Annotated in this window: 15 protein-coding genes; 4 read left to right on the top strand and 11 right to left on the bottom strand. The window is 69.5% G+C overall.

The genetic code is table 11. The features are described 5' to 3' along the window. Nucleotides 1-60 precede the first annotated feature (60 nt). From ACKTT0_RS24685 to ACKTT0_RS24675, 3 genes are read right to left on the bottom strand one after another with little or no spacing between them, the layout of a single operon-like run. The gene (locus ACKTT0_RS24685) at nucleotides 61-462 is read right to left on the bottom strand and encodes a YchJ family protein (RefSeq protein ID WP_407852352.1); all 402 of its coding nucleotides are present in this window, start codon (nucleotides 460-462) and stop codon (nucleotides 61-63) included. Next, entirely contained in the window at nucleotides 459-734 is a 276-nt protein-coding gene (locus ACKTT0_RS24680) for a GNAT family N-acetyltransferase (protein WP_094807135.1), read from the bottom strand. The genes ACKTT0_RS24685 and ACKTT0_RS24680 overlap by 4 nt, the downstream gene beginning before the upstream one ends. Before the next feature lie 53 nt (nucleotides 735-787). After that, nucleotides 788-2,212 (bottom strand): MFS transporter, encoded by a 1,425-nt coding sequence (locus tag ACKTT0_RS24675; protein ID WP_407852351.1) that lies wholly within the window; start codon nucleotides 2,210-2,212, stop codon nucleotides 788-790. A gap of 159 nt (nucleotides 2,213-2,371) precedes the next feature. Between ACKTT0_RS24675 and ACKTT0_RS24670 the strand changes: the two genes are divergently transcribed. Continuing rightward, nucleotides 2,372-3,241, top strand: a complete 870-nt coding sequence (locus ACKTT0_RS24670; RefSeq protein ID WP_407852350.1) for a LysR family transcriptional regulator — start codon at nucleotides 2,372-2,374, stop codon at nucleotides 3,239-3,241. Between the two features lie 6 nt (nucleotides 3,242-3,247). Here ACKTT0_RS24670 and ACKTT0_RS24665 read toward each other — a convergent pair whose 3' ends face one another. The 8 genes from ACKTT0_RS24665 to ACKTT0_RS24630 all read right to left on the bottom strand — a co-directional run bounded on the left by ACKTT0_RS24665 (nucleotide 3,248) and on the right by ACKTT0_RS24630 (nucleotide 11,833). Further along, a complete protein-coding gene (locus ACKTT0_RS24665; protein WP_407852349.1) occupies nucleotides 3,248-3,625 on the bottom strand; it encodes a hypothetical protein in 378 nt (125 codons plus the stop codon). A 32-nt stretch (nucleotides 3,626-3,657) separates the two neighbouring features. Further along, nucleotides 3,658-4,923, bottom strand: a complete 1,266-nt coding sequence (locus tag ACKTT0_RS24660) for a glutamate-5-semialdehyde dehydrogenase (RefSeq protein WP_407852348.1) — start codon at nucleotides 4,921-4,923, stop codon at nucleotides 3,658-3,660. Between the two features lie 90 nt (nucleotides 4,924-5,013). Then, a complete protein-coding gene (holA, locus tag ACKTT0_RS24655; protein WP_407852347.1) occupies nucleotides 5,014-6,066 on the bottom strand; it encodes a DNA polymerase III subunit delta in 1,053 nt (350 codons plus the stop codon). Between the two features lie 3 nt (nucleotides 6,067-6,069). Further along, nucleotides 6,070-6,729, bottom strand: coding sequence for an LPS-assembly lipoprotein LptE (locus ACKTT0_RS24650; protein ID WP_407852346.1), 660 nt, complete (start codon nucleotides 6,727-6,729; stop codon nucleotides 6,070-6,072). An 11-nt stretch (nucleotides 6,730-6,740) separates the two neighbouring features. Beyond that, nucleotides 6,741-9,398, bottom strand: a complete 2,658-nt coding sequence (gene leuS / locus ACKTT0_RS24645) for a leucine--tRNA ligase (protein ID WP_407852345.1) — start codon at nucleotides 9,396-9,398, stop codon at nucleotides 6,741-6,743. Between the two features lie 92 nt (nucleotides 9,399-9,490). Beyond that, nucleotides 9,491-10,705, bottom strand: coding sequence for an MFS transporter (locus ACKTT0_RS24640; protein ID WP_407852344.1), 1,215 nt, complete (start codon nucleotides 10,703-10,705; stop codon nucleotides 9,491-9,493). Between the two features lie 33 nt (nucleotides 10,706-10,738). Beyond that, nucleotides 10,739-11,266, bottom strand: a complete 528-nt coding sequence (locus ACKTT0_RS24635; protein ID WP_407852343.1) for a MarR family winged helix-turn-helix transcriptional regulator — start codon at nucleotides 11,264-11,266, stop codon at nucleotides 10,739-10,741. A 135-nt stretch (nucleotides 11,267-11,401) separates the two neighbouring features. Then, nucleotides 11,402-11,833 carry an HU family DNA-binding protein gene (locus tag ACKTT0_RS24630; RefSeq protein ID WP_028354130.1) on the bottom strand — a complete coding sequence of 144 codons (432 nt, stop codon included), beginning with the start codon at nucleotides 11,831-11,833 and terminating at the stop codon, nucleotides 11,402-11,404. Between the two features lie 334 nt (nucleotides 11,834-12,167). Between ACKTT0_RS24630 and ACKTT0_RS24625 the strand changes: the two genes are divergently transcribed. The 3 genes from ACKTT0_RS24625 to ACKTT0_RS24615 are packed head-to-tail and all read left to right on the top strand — an operon-like array spanning nucleotide 12,168 to nucleotide 15,720. Continuing rightward, complete coding sequence (locus ACKTT0_RS24625) at nucleotides 12,168-13,982, top strand: chloride channel protein (RefSeq protein WP_407852342.1); 1,815 nt, start codon at nucleotides 12,168-12,170, stop codon at nucleotides 13,980-13,982. 11 nt (nucleotides 13,983-13,993) lie between these two features. Beyond that, nucleotides 13,994-15,145 (top strand): D-alanyl-D-alanine carboxypeptidase family protein, encoded by a 1,152-nt coding sequence (locus ACKTT0_RS24620; RefSeq protein WP_472977675.1) that lies wholly within the window; start codon nucleotides 13,994-13,996, stop codon nucleotides 15,143-15,145. Between the two features lie 26 nt (nucleotides 15,146-15,171). Further along, nucleotides 15,172-15,720, top strand: a complete 549-nt coding sequence (locus tag ACKTT0_RS24615; protein WP_407852341.1) for a hemerythrin domain-containing protein — start codon at nucleotides 15,172-15,174, stop codon at nucleotides 15,718-15,720. Nucleotides 15,721-15,745 lie beyond the last annotated feature (25 nt).

Genomic DNA, 15,745 nt, shown 5'->3' with positions numbered 1-15,745 from the left:
TGGCCACCAAAACGATCCAGCAGACTGCGCCAGCGAGTATGCGCAGCGCCTCGAAAGGCGCTAGCGGTGCTCGCCGTCCAGGTAGAACCACCGGCCGTCGATGCGCACGAAGCGGCTGTGCTCGTGCAGCCGGGTCGCCCGTCCATCCTGGCGGTAGCGCGCCACGAATTCGACGCTCGCGTGGCCGGCGTCTTGCTGGCTGTGCTGCTTGACCTGCAGGCCGAGCCATTTCAGGCCGGGCGGGTTTGGATCCAATTGGGCCGGCCGGGTGTCGGGATGCCAGGTGTCCAGCAGATACTGCAGCTCGTCGAGCACGAAGGCGCTGTAGCGCGAGCGCATCAAGGCGACCGCGGAGGGCGCCTGCAGGTGGCGCGGGCCGCGATGCCAGGGTTCGCAGCAACGGCTGTAGGCCAGGCCGCTGCCGCAAGGGCAGGCCGTCGGCGCGGCGGTTCGCGCAGTCACTGGCCGAGCAGGTCCTGGTATTCCGGGTGGCGCTCGAAATACGCCACGGCGTACGAGCATACCGGCCGCACGCGCCAGCCGCGCTGGCGCGCCGTGTCGAGCGCCGCGCGCGTGAGTTCGGCGGCGATCCCGCGGCCGCCGACGGCGGCGGGCACGCCGGTGTGCTGGATGATCATGGTGCCGTCGCGCAATTGATAGTCGAGCACGCAGTGCTGGCCGTCGACCCGGGTGTCGAAGCGGCCTTGTTGTTCGTGGTGCTGGATAGGGTGCATGGCAGTGTCGATAGGCGGCGCCGCCCGGGACAGGCGACGCGATTCCAACCATTTTACGGTGTCGCGGCGGCCTGGCCGGCGCGTGGCAGCAGGTAGCGCAGCACGATGGCCGTGTTGGCCACATAGGCGAAGCCCATCATGCCCAGGGCGACCGGCAGGCTGGCGTGCCAATCGGGCAGCGCATGCAAGGTAGTGCCGACAATGGCTACGCCCACCAGGGTGCCGGCCTGCCGGTTGGTATTGAGCAGGGCCGAGGCGCTGTTGGCGCCGGCATGGCCGCCGAGTCGCATGGCCAGGCCGGTCATGGCGGGAATGGCGGCGCCGGCGGCCAGGTTGCCGAGGCCCACCAGCGCCAGCAGCAGCACGTATGGCGACTCGGGCGTGTAGGCCAGGCACAGCGCGATGCTCGACATCGCCCCGAGGGCGGCGCCCGCCATCATGACAGCCGGCGCGCCCCAGCGGGCCACCAGCCGGCCGGAGGCCAGGTTGCCGAGCGTGAAGGCCGCGAGCATGGGCAGCAATCGCAGGCCGGCTTGCAGGGGTGTTGCCCCCAGCGCCTGCTGCATGTAGAGACTCAGCAGGAAGATCAGGCCATATGCCGTGAAGCTGGCGAGAAACCCGTAGGCGTTGGCGGGCAGGTAACCGGGCGTGGCGAGCAGGGCGCGCGGCACGATGGGGTGCGGATGGCGGCGCTCGCGCACGACCAGCGCGGTGCCCAGCAGGACGGCCAGCGCCGCGGCCGCCAGGATGCGGGCGGACACCCAACCGTACACATTGCCCTGGACCAGCGCGAAACAGGCGCTGCCCAGCGTGGCGATACCCAGCAGGTGGCTCACCGGATCGACCGGGCGCGGCCGCGGCGCGGGCGAGGCCAGGCGCTTCTGCGCCAGCCATAGCCCCAGCAGCCCCAGCGGCAGGTTGAGCAGGAAGATGCTGCGCCAGCCCAGCAGGCTGATCAGCAGTCCGCCCACCAGAGGCCCGGCGCTGGCGGCCGTGGTAATGATGGCCGCCCAGGCCGCCAGCATGCGGCCGCGCTCGTGCTCGTCCTGGTAGGCATGGGCGAGCAGGCTGAGCGAGCTGGGCATGAACAGCGCGGCACCCAGTCCTTGCAGCAGGCGCGCGGCGACCAGCATCGCGGTGTCGGGCGCGGCGCCGCACAACAGCGAGGCCACCGTGAAGACGGCCAGTCCGGCCAGGTAAACAGCCTTGGCGCCGTAGCGGTCGGACAGCGCGCCGGCGGCCAGCAGGAAGGCCGCGAAGGTCAAGGTGTAGCCGTCGACGATCCAGACCAGGCCGCTGAGCGGCGTGCCGAACTGTGCCGCGATGCTGGGCAGCGCGACGTTGACGATGGTGACATCGAGCATGGCCATGATGAAGCCGATGGCCAGGGCGAACAGGGGGGGCAGGCCGGTGGTGGCAGCGGGCGCCGGGGGAGCCTGCACGGCCGGCGAGCGTGGAGCGGGGCAGAGACTGGACATGACGGAAGGTCTGAAAGCATCGTGGAGAACCGCATCGTAGGCGCTTCGCGTGATGCAAAAAACCAGTAGAATTGCCTTGCTATGATGCAAATTTGCATCGCATGGCTTGCCTTGGCCGCTCCATGGAGGCGCCGAGGCCGACGCGACGAGGGCGGGCGAATGAATTGGGACGATGCGCGGATCTTCCTGGCTATCTACCGGGTCGGCACGCTGCGGGGCGCGGCCGCGGTGCTGCAGGTGGACCAGGCCACGGCCGGCCGTCGCCTGGCGGCCATGGAAGCCTCGTTGCAAGCGCGGCTGTTCCTGCGCACGCCGGGCGGCTATGTGCCCACGGCCGCGGGCGAACTGGCTTTCGCGGCGGCCGAGCGCATGGAGCAGGCCGCCGACCAGCTCGAGCGCCAGATGCAGGGGCTCGATACGCGCCTGTCCGGCATGGTGCGGGTGGCGACATCCGATACGCTGGCGCGCCACTACCTGCTGGAGGCGGTGCGGCGCGTGCAGGCCGCGCACCCCGGCATACGGGTGCTGTTGAGCACTTCGACCCGGGTCACCAACCTGACGCGCCGCGAAGCCGACCTGGCGGTGCGCAACGTGCGGCCCGACAACCCCGACCTGATCCATCGCCACCTGGCGCGCCGCGAAATGGGCCTGTACGCCTCCACTTCCTATGTGCAGGCCAATGGCGAGCCGCGCCCCGGCACGGCGTTCGCCGGCCATCGGCTGGTGGGCTACGCGCGCAGCGCCATTCCCAGCCGGCTCGACGCGTTCTGCGGCGAGCCGACGCACAATGGCCAGGTGGCGGTGGAAGTGAACTCCGGCCTGATGATGATGGAAGCGGTGGCGGCCGGGCTGGGCGTCGGCGAGTTGCCGGTCGCCATGGCCCGGGCGTATCCCGGGCTGGTGCGGCTATGGCCGCAGCGCGCGGAGTTTTATGACCTGTGGCTGGTGATGCATGGCGATCTCAACCGCAGCGCGCGCGTGCGCGCGCTGGCCGATGCCATCGTGCAGGTCTTCGAGGAGACGGACTGAGGCGGCTCAGTGCAGCAGCAGGATGACCCACACGGCGACCATGGCCGCCAGCCCGACCCAGCATGAAGCCCAGAACCCGACGATGGGAATCTTGACGCTCAGCGGGACGCGGCGCGGGTCGACGTGGCTGAGCTGCTTGTTGGCGTGCGCGAACAGGCCGAAGTTGAAGCCGGGAAAGGCCAGGCGGAAGAAGTAGTCCTGGAAGATCGTCGTCTTCACCACCAGCGGGAAGCGGCGGAATGGCCCGTGCTGCAGCAGCGGGTGCTTGAGCGTGGCGTTGATGTGCTCGGTGCGCACGAAGAACAGCAGGATGCCGCACAACGAACAGACGATGAAGCACAGGGTGACGAGGCTGAAGGCGTAGGCGAGGACTTGCGTGGACATGGAGACTTGGGAATAGCGGAATGCGCGGCCGTTCAGCCGCGGGTCTGGCCCTCGCCGGAGAGGACCCATTTCAGGGTGGTGAGGCCTTCCAGCCCGACCGGGCCGCGCGCATGCAGCCGGTTGGTGGAAATGCCGATCTCGGCGCCCAGGCCATATTCGAAGCCGTCGGCGAAGCAGGTGGGCAGGTTGACGTAGACCGAGCTGGAGTCGACCTCGCGCTGGAAACGCTGCGCGGCGGAGAGGTCTTCGGTGACGATGGCGTCGGTATGCCCGGAGCCCCAGCGCGCGATGTGCTCCATGGCCTCGTCGAGCGAATCGACGATGCGCACGGCCAGGATCGGGCCGAGGTATTCGGTGGCCCAGTCTTCGTCGGTGGCCGGCTTGGCGGCCGGCACGATTTCGCGCGTGCGCGGGCAGCCGCGCAGTTCGACCCCGTGGGCCACCAGGGCGGCCGCCAGGCCGGGCAGGATCGACACGGCGGCGCCGGCGTCGATCAACAGGGTTTCCATGGCGCCGCAAATGCCATAGCGGTAGGTCTTGGCATTGAAGGCGATGGTGTGGGCTTTTTGCGGATCGGCCGCCGCGTCGATGTAGACATGGCAATTGCCGTCCAGGTGCTTGATCAGCGGCACGCGTGCCTCGCTGGCCAGGCGCGCGATGAGGCCCTTGCCGCCGCGCGGCACGATGACGTCGATGTGCTCCGTCATGGTGATGAGCTTGCCGACGGCGGCGCGGTCGGTGGTGTCGACGACTTGCACGGCCTCGGCGGGCAGCGCGGCGGCCTGCAGGCCGGCCTGCACCACCCGGCCGAGCGCCACGTTGGAGTGCAGGGCCTCGCTGCCGCCGCGCAGGATGGTGGCATTGCCGGATTTCAGGCAGAGCGCGGCCGCATCGATGGTGACATTGGGGCGCGACTCGTAGATGATGCCGATGACGCCCAGCGGCACGCGCATCTGGGCCACCCGCATGCCGTTGGGGCGCAGCGCGCTGGCGGTGGTGCTGCCGATCGGGTCGGGCAGGGCGGCCACCTGGCGCAGGCCCTCGGCCATGTGCTCGATGGTCTTGTCCGACAGCGTCAGGCGGTCCAGCAGCGCCGGTTCCAGGCCGTTGGCGCGCGCGGCGTCGAGGTCCTGGGCGTTGGCGGCCTTGAGTTCCGCGCGGCCGGCCAGCAGCGCGTCGGCCATGGCCAGCAGCGCCTGGTTCTTGGCCGCGCCTGAGGCGCGCATCATGGCTCGCGAGGCGCGGCGGGCGTTTTCGCCGAGGGCGAGCATGGCGGTGTCGATATCGGGAGAGGACATGAGTGCGTCTTGCATGATTCCGGTCGCGGCGCGGCATGCGCCTGCTGAGAGTCTAAGTGTATCCTGCGCGCGGGCGGCCGCCCGCGCGCGTCACGGTCGCCCGGCGGCGGCCACGCGCAAGGCCAGGCGGGTCATTTCTTCCCAGGGGTCGGACAGGCGTCCGGACACCCGCAGCCCCTTGATGAGGCGGTCGACGTCGTGGGCATGCTGCAGGGCGGCCGGCCAGGCATGGGCGGGCACGCGCCCGAGCGCCTGCAGCGCCAGCCGTTCGTGGGCGCCGAAGATGCGCAGCCGGCGCATCAACGCGCCGGCGTCTTGGCCGCTGGCGCGGGCCTCGGCTACGCGGGCCAGCAGGCGGATCTCGTCGCCCACCGCCCACAACACCAGCGGCAGGGCCTCGCCTTCGGCGCGCAGGCCGGCGATCATGCGCACGGTGCGCGGGGCGTCGCCGGCCAGCATGGCGTCGCGCAGGCCGAATACGTCGTAGCGCGCCACATTGAGGACGGCGCGCTCGACGTCCTCGGCCGCCAGCTGGCCTTCGGGATAGAGCAGCGCCAGCTTCTGGATTTCCTGGTGGGCCGCCAGCAGGTTGCCTTCGACTTTGTCGGCCATCCATTGCAGGGTGGCGCTGTCGGCGCGCTGGTTCTGGCGCGCCAGGCGCGCGCCGATCCAGGCCGGCAGCCGGCCCCGCTCGATGGACGGCAGCTCGACCATCACGCCGCCCTGCGCCAGGGCCTGCGCCCACTTGGCATCGCGGGTGGCTTTGTCGAGCCGCGGCAGGGCCACCACGACCAGGGTGTCGGGATCGGGTTGCGCCGCGGCCTGGGCCGCCAGGCGCGCCAGGGTGTCGGCGCCCGTCTTGCCGGGCTTGCCGGTCGGCAGCTTGATCTCGAGCACGCGCCGGTCGCCGAACAGCGACACGCTCTGCGTGGCGGCCGTCACGGCGCTCCAGTCGCTGCGGGCGTCCATGACCATGGCGGTGCGGTCGGTGTAGCCGGCCGCGCGCGCCGCCGCGCGCAGGGCATCGACCGCTTCGGTGACCAGCAGCGGCTCGTCGCCGGACACCGTGTACAACGGCGCCAGGCGCTGTCCCGCGCGTTGCAGGTGATCTGCCAGCCGGTCCCCGTCGAGCGCCTGGGCCATGGCTTACCAGGAGCCGGTGCCGGGCGAGGAAGGCGTCTGCCATACCTCGGGTTGCCGCGGCGCGGCGGGCAGGGCGGGGTCGTAGACCGGCGCGTCGGGATTGCTTTCGCCGCGCCGCGCCGCGGCGGCGGCGTCGCGCACGTCGGGAGCCGTCAGGCGGCGTATCAAGCGGCTGACCAGCGACTGCTGCATGGACTGGTACAGGCTTTCGATCTGGCCCTGCTTGGCCTGCACGACCTGGTCGTCGTAGGGCATTTCGCGATAGACCGACAAGGTGGTGTCGGGCAGGATCGCCGCGCCCTGGTTGCTGACCAGGCGGAACGTGAAGATGATGCCGAGCTCGTATTCCTCGACCCGCCCCTGGGCGTTGAGCGACACCTCGCGCAGGGTGCGCTCGTTGCGCACCATCTGCAGGACGGCCTGCGCCTCGCCGGCCTCGTCGACCAGCCGGGTGTCCGGCGAGGACGCGCGCAGCGCGCGGCGCACGTCGGCGCCGAAGCGGGTGTTGTCGGGGATGCCGACGTACAGGGTATCGAAGGGCAGCGGCGTGACGCCGCGCAGCGCGAAGCCGCATGCCGCCAACAGCAGGACAGCCGCCAGGCTGGCGCCGCGCAGCAGCCAGCGCGGGCGGAGGAATTGCGGACGATGCCAGGCGAAATGCATGCGGAACCTCTTCAGCCTACGACGTTGACCAGTTTGCCCGGCACGACGATGACGCGCTTGGGGGGACGCCCTTCGAGGAAGCGCGCGACTTCTTCCTGGGCGGCGGCAATCTGCTCGATGTCCGCCTTGGAGGCCTGCGCCGCCACGCGGATCGCGCCGCGCAGCTTGCCGTTGACCTGCAGCACGAGTTCGATCTCGTCGGCCACCAGGGCGGCTTCGTCGACGTGCGGCCAGGGCGCGTCGAGGAGATCGCCCAGGGACTCGGCGTAGCCCAGGTCGCGCCACAAGTGCCAGGTGATGTGCGGCACCACGGGGTACAGCACGCGCAACAGCACGCCCAGGGTTTCGGCGCGCGCGGCGTCGGCGTGCGCGCCCTCGGGCAGCCTGGCGTCGTCGATGGCATTGAGCATTTTCATGCAGGCCGACACCACGGTGTTGTATTGGATGCGCTGGTAATCGTAGTCGGCCTGCTTGAGCAGCCCGTAGACTTCACGGCGCAAATCCTTCACCGGGGCGGGCGCCTGGCTCCAGTCGGCGCCGGCGGCCAGCCCGCGCAGCACGGCGTCGCGCTGGGCGTGGCAATGCGACCACAGGCGACGCAGGAAGCGGTTGGCACCTTCCACCCCCGAGTCGGACCATTCGAGGGTCTGCTCGGGGGGGCTGGCGAACATCACGAACAGGCGCGCGGTATCGGCGCCCAGGGTGTCGATGAGCGCCTGCGGATCGACGCCGTTGTTCTTCGACTTGGACATGGTGCCCACGCCGCCGTAGCTCACTTCCGAGCCGTCGGCTTTCAACCGGGCGCCGCTGATGGCGCCCTTGGCGTCGTAGGTGTTCTCGACTTCCTCGGGCCAGAAGTACTCGAGGCCGCCCTGGGCATTCTTGCGCGAATAGATATGGTTGAGCACCATGCCCTGGCACAACAGCTTGGTGAAGGGTTCGTCGAACTTCAGCAGGCCGAGGTCGCGCATGACGCGGGTCCAGAAGCGCGCGTACAGCAGGTGCAACACGGCGTGCTCGATGCCGCCGATGTACTGGTCCATCGGCATCCAGTAATCGTTGCGCGCATCGACCATGGCCTGGTCGTTGCCCGGCGAGGTATAGCGCATGAAATACCAGGACGAATCGACGAAGGTGTCCATGGTGTCCGTTTCGCGGCGGGCCGGCTTGCCGCAGCTCGGGCAGGTGCAGGACAGGAAGGACTCGTCCTTGGCCAGCGGGTTGCCGCTGCCGTCGGGGATCAGGTTCTCGGGCAGCACGACCGGCAGGTCCTGTTCCGGAACCGGGACGGGGCCGCAATCGGGGCAGTGGATGATGGGGATGGGCGTGCCCCAGTAGCGCTGGCGCGAGATGCCCCAGTCGCGCAGGCGCCAGGTGGTCTGCTTCTCGCCCAGGCCGCGGGCGGCCAGGTCGGCGGCGATGGCGTCGACGGCTTCGCCGTAGGACAGGCCATCGTACTTGCCCGAGTTGACGGTGCGGCCGCTCTGCTTGTCGCCGTACCATTCCTGCCAGGCGTCGGTCGAGTAGGCCTTGCCTTCGACCGCGACCACCTGGCGGATGGGCAGGCCGTACTTGGTGGCGAAGGCGAAGTCGCGTTCGTCGTGGGCGGGCACGCCCATGACGGCGCCGTCGCCGTAGCTCATCAGCACATAGTTGCCGACCCAGACGTCGACCTGCGCGCCGGTGAGCGGATGCGTGACCGTCAGGCCGGTGCGCATGCCGGCTTTTTCGCGGGTGGCGATTTCGGCTTCGGTGGTGCCGCCCAGCTTGCATTGTTCGATGAACGCCGCCAGCGCGGGGTCGGTTTGCGCCGCATGCGTGGCCAGCGGGTGCTCGGGTGCGACGGCGCAGAACGTGACGCCCATGATGGTGTCGGCGCGCGTGGTGAAGACATAGAGCCGGCCGTCCTGGATGAGCTTGCCGTCGGCGCCGGCGATCTCGTGCGTGAAGGCGAAGCGCAGGCCCTCGGACTTGCCGATCCAGTTTTCCTGCATGACGCGCACGCGTTCGGGCCAGCCGGGCAGGCCGTCGCGGACCTGGTCGAGCAGTTCATCGGCGTAGTCGGTGATGCGCAGGTAATAGCCGGGGATCTCGCGCTTTTCGACCAGCGCGCCGGAACGCCAGCCGCGCCCGTCGATGACCTGCTCGTTGGCCAGCACCGTCTGGTCGACCGGGTCCCAGTTGACCACCTGGGTCTTGCGGTAGGCGATGCCCTTTTCAAGCATCTTCAGGAACAGCCACTGGTTCCATTTGTAGTACTGCGGATCGCAGGCGCACATCTCGCGCGACCAGTCGATCGCCAGGCCCATCGCCTTCATCTGCTTCTTCATGTAGGCGATGTTGTCGTAGGTCCATTTGGCCGGCGGCACCTTGGACTTGATGGCGGCGTTCTCGGCCGGCATGCCGAAGGCATCCCAGCCCATGGGCATGAGCACGTTGTAGCCGCGCATGCGCAACTGCCGCGCCATCATGTCGTTGATGGTGTAGTTGCGCACGTGGCCCATGTGCAGCTTGCCGCTGGGATACGGCAGCATGGAGCACGCGTAGAACTTCGGCTTTTCGCTGCCGTCGGCGTTCTTGGCGTGTTCGGTGACACGGTAGGCGTCGCGGGCCTGCCAATCCTGGTGGGCGGCCGCTTCGACGGCGGTGGGGCTGTAGCGTTCCTGCATGGACTCGTGCGCGATTCAAAAAAGGATGGGGCCGCCGCCCTGCGGGCATGGCGACGGTCGAACCCCTGATTATAGGAGTACCCAGGCGGTACCTAGGTCTGGGCCGGCGCCGGCGGGTTTTCCGGGATGCGCGCCGAGCGCGCCCAGGCGCCGTAGCACAGCGCCGCCGCGCTCACTGCCGCGCCCCCGGCCGCCACGCCAGGCCAGCCGGCGTGGGCGTAGAGCGCCGCCGACGCCAGCGAGCCGAGCGCTCCGCCGATGAAATAGGAGGTCATGTAGCCGGCCGTGAGCCGGCTGCGGGCGTCCGGTCGCAGCCGGTAGATGGCGCTCTGGTTGGTGACGTGCACGCCCTGGATGGCCATGTCCAGCACCAGCACCCCGGCCAGCAGGGCCGCCAGCGAATGGGCCCCGAGCGCGACCAGCCCCCACGAGCCGAGCAGCAGCGCCAGCCCGACCAGGGTGGCCAGGTTGCCGCGGCCCTGGTCGCTGAGGCGGCCGTAGCGGTTGGCGGCGATGGCGCCGGCCGCCCCGGCCAGCCCAAACAGGCCGATGGTGCTGTCGGTGTAGGAATAGGGCGGGTTGGCCAGCAGGAAGGTGAGCGGCGTCCACAGCATGCTGAAGGAGGCGAAGATCAGCGCCCCGAGCACCGACCGGGCGCGGAACAGCGGCTCGCGCGCGTACAGGTGGAAGATCGACGCCAGCAGGCCCCCATAGTTGAGGTCCAGTGGGCTTTTGTAGCGGGGCAGCACGCGCCACAGCGCGGCCGCCATGGCCAGCATCAGCAGCGCCGCGACCCAATAGACCGTGCGCCAGCTGCCCAGGCCGGCCAGCACGCCGGCGAAGGTGCGCGCCAGCAGGATGCCCAGCAGCAGGCCGCTCATGACCGTGCCGACTGCCTTGCCGCGCTGCCGGGGGGAGGCGAGCGTGGCGGCGAACGGCACCAGCACCTGGGCCACCACCGACAGGAAGCCGGTCAGCGCGGTTCCCGCCAGCAGCATCGCGAAGCTGCCGGCCCAGGCCGAGACCAGCAGCCCCACGGCGGCCAGCGCGGTCATGCCGGTGATCAGGGCGCGGCGTTCGATCATGTCGCCCAGCGGGACCAGCAGGATGAGGCCGGCCGCGTACGAGAGCTGCGCGGTCGTGACGATGCCGCCGGCGGCGGTCTCGGACAGCCGGAAGTGCTCGCTGATGGTGTGCAGCAGCGGCTGCATGTAGTAGTTGCTGGCGACGATCAGGCCGGTGGCGGCCGACATCAGCAGGATGATGGGGGTGGTGAGCTCGGGCGGGCGGGGCGAGGGATGGGACATGGAAAGACAGCGGGAAACCAGTGAAGAGGGCGGTCAGGGCTTGGGGTGGGCGGCGCCGATGGCGCCTGGCGCGCCCTGGTCGTGCGCCGCCAGCAGCCGGCGCAATAGCGCCGCGAGCTGCCGGCGGTCCGCCGGGGCCAGCGGCGCGAGCAGGCGCTCGAGTTCATCCAGATAATCGCCCAGCACTGATTTGATGACGCGCAGGCCGCGCGGCGTGAGCGACACCATGACGCCGCGACGGTCATCCGGATTGGGCTGGCGCGCCAGCAGGCCGGCCTGTTCGAGGCGGTCCAGGCGGTGGGTCATGGCGCCCGACGACAGTAGCAGCGCCGACACCAGCGCCTGGGGATTGAGCGTGTGCGGCGGGCCGGCGCGGTAGAGCGTGGCCAGCACGTCGAATTCGCCCTGGTGCAGGCCGTGCCGGCGGAAAGCGGCGTCGACATCGCGGGCGGCGAGCGTGTGCAGCCGGAACAGGCGGCTGAAGACCGCCATGGCCGAGACATCCAGGCCGGGGCACTGATGGTGCCATTGCGTCAGCACGAAGTCGACATGGTCGCGCATGGGTTATCTTGAAATCAAATATTTTGATGTAAAGATAAATGCCTGGATGCGGCATGTCAAACCGGCCGCCAGAAACGGCAAGGCCCGCCTCTTGCGAGACGGGCCTTGCCGATGAGACTGTCGGACGGGCGCGGCTTATTGCGCGGCGTCTTTCAGTTTCTTGAGCGCGCGGACCTTGACCTTGACCGAAGCGGGCTTGGCCGGGAACCAGCGCTCTTGGCCGGTGAACGGGTCCTTGCCGAAGCGCTTGGGCTTGGCGGGAACCTTTTGCACGGTCGCCTTGAACAGGCCCGGCAGCGTGAATTCGCCGGCGCCCTTCTTGTCGATCGAGCCCAGCACGGCGCTTTCCAGGCCGGCGAGCACGGCCTTGACCGACTTGGCTTCCACGCCGGTCTGTTCGACCAGATGGGCAACCAGTTGCGACTTGTTCAGCGCCTGCTTGATGGCGCGGGGAGCGGCGGCAGCCGTTTTCTTCACGGCCGGCTTGGCGGCGGTTGCCTTCTTGGCCGGAGCCTTGGCGGCGGTCTTGCTGACTTTCTTGGCAGGAGCTTTTGCTTTGGTAGCCATGGTCAAAATCCGTATGTTTGAGGATAGAGATAACGCGGCACCGAACATCGGCACTCGGCACCTCGCGCCCGATGATAGCGGAACTTCGCGCCGGCGCGCGCATTTTTGGGGCCCTGGCGGCCGCAAAGCGTTGTTTTCCGGACAAAGCATCATGATTTATGCGGTCTGCCGCGCAAGGACGCGCGCACGCCGCGCGTCCGCCGTGATGGCGCCGCCGGCATGGCGGCAGCGTCCGCGGGCAGTCAGCGGGATGTAATTTATATCGTGATACGATATTTTTTCCGCAGGACCGGCATGGCGCCGGTCCTGCTTCTTTTTCGTCTGTCTGCTTCGTATGGCTCCCCCTCCCCCTTTTGCCGCGGTCCGCTCGCCCGGCACATCCCGCCTGGGCGATTTCACGACCGACCGCCGCGTGCTGCTGCTGATGGCGATGGCCGTGCTGGTCGGCCTGGCCGGCGTCGGCGCCGCCTGGATACTGCTGCGCCTGATCACCCTGTGCACCAACCTGGCCTATTACGGCCGCTTTTCGCTCGAAGACCTGCCGATCGCCGGCAATGCGCTGGGCACGGCGGCAGTACTGGTGCCGGTGGCGGGCTGCGTCATCATCGGCTTCATGGCGCGCTACGGTTCCGAGAAAATCCGCGGCCACGGCATTCCCGAAGCCATGGAAGCGATCCTGATCGGCAAGAGCCGCATCCAGCCGAAAGTGGCGGTGCTCAAGCCGCTGTCGTCGGCCGTGTCGATCGGCACGGGCGGGCCATTCGGCGCCGAAGGCCCGATCATCATGACCGGCGGGGCCATCGGTTCTTTGCTGGCGCAGATGGTGCACATGAGCTCCAGCGAGCGCAAGACGCTGCTGGTGGCCGGCGCGGCGGCCGGCATGACGGCGGTGTTCGGGACCCCGGCCGCCGCCATCCTGCTGGCAGTCGAGCTGCTGCTGTTCGAATGGAAGCCGCGCAGTTTCCTGCCGGTCGCGGTGGCGGCGGTGGTGGCCGCCGCCGCACGCGGGCTGGTGCTCGATGCCGCGCCGATCTTCCCGTATGCGGGCATGGGCCAGCCGTCGCTCCTGCATGTGATCGCCTGGGCGGCCGTCGGGGTGCTGGCGGGACTGGGGTCGGGCGTGCTGACGGCGCTGGTGTATGCGTTCGAGGATCTGTTCGAGAAGCTGCCGCTCCACTGGATGTGGTGGCCGGCCATCGGCGGCCTGGTCATCGGACTGGGGGGCCTGGTCGAGCCGGCCGCGCTGGGCGTGGGGTACGACAACATCAGCGACTTGCTGGCGGGCCGGCTCGCCCTGCAGGCGGTGCTGCTGTTGCTGGTGGTGAAGGTCGTGATCTGGTCGGTCGCGCTGGGGTCGGGCACCTCCGGCGGCGTGCTGGCCCCGTTGCTGATCTTCGGCGGCGCGCTCGGCGCCCTGGCGACGCCGCTGCTGCCGCCGGCCGCCCCGGGCTTCTGGGCGCTGCTGGGCATGGCGGCCATGATGGGCGGCACCATGCGCGCGCCGCTGACGGCCACGCTGTTCGCGGTGGAGCTGACCGGCAATTTCAGCGTGCTGCTGCCCGTGCTGACGGCCTGCGCATTTGCCTACGGGCTGACGGTGCTGCTGCTCAAGCGCTCGATCCTGACCGAGAAGATCGCCCGCCGCGGCCACCATGTGACGCGCGAATACCATGTCGACCCGTTCGACCTGGTGCGGGTGTCGGCCGTGATGACCACGCAGGTCGAGACCCTGCCGGCCACCATGCGCGTGGCCGACGCGGTAGCCCATTTCACCACCGCCGAGCGGCGCCACACGACCTACCCGGTGGTCGACCCGCGCGGCGTGGTGGTGGGCGAGATGACGCGCGCCGACAGTCTGGCCTGGACGCTGGAAGACGAGGATAATGCGCGCTCGTTGGGAGAGATGCTGGCCGGCCGCGAACTTTTCGTCGGCTATCCGGACGAACTGGCCAGCCAGGTGGCCGACCGCATGGCGCTGACCGGCGTGGGGCGCGTGCCCGTCGTCGAGCGCGATACGGGCCGCCTGGTGGGGCTGGTGGGCCGCAAAGACCTGCTGCGCGTGCGGGCCGGCCGGCTGCGCGACGAGCGCGAGCGCACCGCATATTTCCGCTGGCGGGCGCATCGCCAGCATCCGGCCCAACCGAAGTAGGAGTCCCCTTGATCAAGAAATTCTGTGCCGGCCTGCTGGCCGCCATGGCCTGCCTGGCGGGCGCGCATGCCCAGGTGGCGGCGCCGCCGCTGACCGCCCGGGCCTGGTTGTTGCTCGATGCCACCAGCGGGCAGGAAATCGCTTCGCACAATGCCGACACCCGGATCGAGCCGGCCTCGCTGACCAAGATCATGACGGCATACCTGGTGTTCGAGGCGCTGGGCCAGGGCCGCCTGTCCGCCTCGCAACAGGTCACCGTGTCGACCCGGGCCTGGAAAGTGGCGCCGGGCAGCTCGAAGATGTTCCTCGAGCCCGGCACGCGCGTCTCGGTGCACGACCTGCTGTACGGCTTGCTGGTGCAGTCGGGCAACGACGCCGCCATTGCGCTGGCCGAGGCGGTGTCGGGTTCGGTCGAGGCCTTCGTGCAGCGCATGAACCAGAAGGCCGGCGAGATGGGGCTGGGCGGCACGCATTTCGCCAGCCCGCACGGCCTGCCCGACCCCGGCACATATTCCACCGCGCGCGATCTCTCCATCCTGGCGGCGCGCCTGGTGCGCGATTATCCCGGGCTGTACAAGACCTACGATTCGGCGCGCACGTTCACCTACAACAACATCACGCAGTCCAACCGCAACCGCCTGCTGTGGATCGACCCCAGCGTCGACGGGCTCAAGACCGGCCATACCGAGGCGGCCGGCTATTGCCTGATCGCGTCGGCCGAGCGGCCCGGCGGGCCGGACCGCCGCCGCCTGATCTCGGTGGTGATGGGCACGGCTTCCGACAAACTGCGCACCGAAGAAAGCCGCGTCTTGCTGAACTGGGGCTTCCAGGGCTTCAAGACCGTCAGGCTGTATGCTAAGGGCGAAGCGCTGGGCACGCCACAGGTCTGGAAGGGCGCGCGCGATTCGGTGCGCATCGGCCTGGCCAGTGACGCATACATCACCGTGCCGGTGGGCGCCAAGGTGGAGCCGGTGATCGCCAATCGCCAGCCGCTGGTGGCGCCGCTTGCGGCAGCCGACCAGGTCGGTTCGCTGCAGGTGCTGGTCGACGGCAAGCCCGGGCGGCAGTGGCCGCTGGTCACCCTGGACCCGGTGCCCGAGGCCGGCCTGGCTGGCCGGGCCTGGGATACCCTGCGCCTGTGGTGGCAACAGCAGATGGGATGAATTAGACAACAGACAGCGAGGCGGGCATGGCAGTCGAGATTCCTGGGTTTTCGTCGCCGGCGGCCGGGCCTGACGCGCCGCTGGATCTGCTGTCTGCCTGCCACGACCGCATGGGCCGGCAGTGCGGCACCCTGCGGCGGCTGGCCGCGCATGTGGCCGCGCACGGCGCCGATGATGCCGCCCGGACCGCGGCGGCCAGTGTGCTGCGCTATTTCGACACGGCGGCGGTGCAGCACCACCGCGACGAAGAGGACGACCTGTTCCCGGCGCTGATCGAATCCATGGCGGGGTCGGACGCGGTCTGCCTGCATGCGCTGGTCGATGGCCTGACGCAGGAGCATCGCCAGCTCGAGGCGGCGTGGCGGCACCTGCACGGCGCGCTGGAGGAACTGAGCGCGGGACGCGCCGCCGCGCTGGACGCCGCCGAGGTCGACGCCTTCTGCGCCCGCTACGCCGCCCACATCCAGCGCGAGGAAGACGAACTGCTGCCCATGGCGGCGCGCCTGCTCGACGACCGGGCGCTGGCCGACATCGGCCGCGCCATGCGCGCCCGGCGCGGCGGGGGAGCCAGCTGAGCCCGCGTTTGCGCGCGTCGTTACG

Origin of the sequence: Bordetella saccharivorans, assembly GCF_045862855.1 — a bacterium.
Taxonomy (GTDB): Bacteria; Pseudomonadota; Gammaproteobacteria; order Burkholderiales; family Burkholderiaceae_B; genus Bordetella_A; species Bordetella_A petrii_F.
This window is presented reverse-complemented; position numbering and strand designations above follow the sequence as displayed.

What these genes read in the sequence shown, in the direction of transcription:
- ACKTT0_RS24615 (WP_407852341.1), top strand. Translation starts at nt 15,172, where the DNA reads ATGGCAGTCGAGATTCCTGGGTTTTCGTCGCCGGCGGCCGGGCCTGAC.
- ACKTT0_RS24675 (WP_407852351.1), bottom strand. Translation starts at nt 2,212, where the DNA reads ATGTCCAGTCTCTGCCCCGCTCCACGCTCGCCGGCCGTGCAGGCTCCC.
- leuS (WP_407852345.1), bottom strand. Translation starts at nt 9,398, where the DNA reads ATGCAGGAACGCTACAGCCCCACCGCCGTCGAAGCGGCCGCCCACCAG.
- ACKTT0_RS24660 (WP_407852348.1), bottom strand. Translation starts at nt 4,923, where the DNA reads ATGTCCTCTCCCGATATCGACACCGCCATGCTCGCCCTCGGCGAAAAC.
- ACKTT0_RS24630 (WP_028354130.1), bottom strand. Translation starts at nt 11,833, where the DNA reads ATGGCTACCAAAGCAAAAGCTCCTGCCAAGAAAGTCAGCAAGACCGCC.
- ACKTT0_RS24625 (WP_407852342.1), top strand. Translation starts at nt 12,168, where the DNA reads ATGGCTCCCCCTCCCCCTTTTGCCGCGGTCCGCTCGCCCGGCACATCC.
- ACKTT0_RS24680 (WP_094807135.1), bottom strand. Translation starts at nt 734, where the DNA reads ATGCACCCTATCCAGCACCACGAACAACAAGGCCGCTTCGACACCCGG.
- holA (WP_407852347.1), bottom strand. Translation starts at nt 6,066, where the DNA reads ATGGCCCAGGCGCTCGACGGGGACCGGCTGGCAGATCACCTGCAACGC.
- ACKTT0_RS24650 (WP_407852346.1), bottom strand. Translation starts at nt 6,729, where the DNA reads ATGCATTTCGCCTGGCATCGTCCGCAATTCCTCCGCCCGCGCTGGCTG.
- ACKTT0_RS24635 (WP_407852343.1), bottom strand. Translation starts at nt 11,266, where the DNA reads ATGCGCGACCATGTCGACTTCGTGCTGACGCAATGGCACCATCAGTGC.
- ACKTT0_RS24665 (WP_407852349.1), bottom strand. Translation starts at nt 3,625, where the DNA reads ATGTCCACGCAAGTCCTCGCCTACGCCTTCAGCCTCGTCACCCTGTGC.
- ACKTT0_RS24640 (WP_407852344.1), bottom strand. Translation starts at nt 10,705, where the DNA reads ATGTCCCATCCCTCGCCCCGCCCGCCCGAGCTCACCACCCCCATCATC.
- ACKTT0_RS24670 (WP_407852350.1), top strand. Translation starts at nt 2,372, where the DNA reads ATGAATTGGGACGATGCGCGGATCTTCCTGGCTATCTACCGGGTCGGC.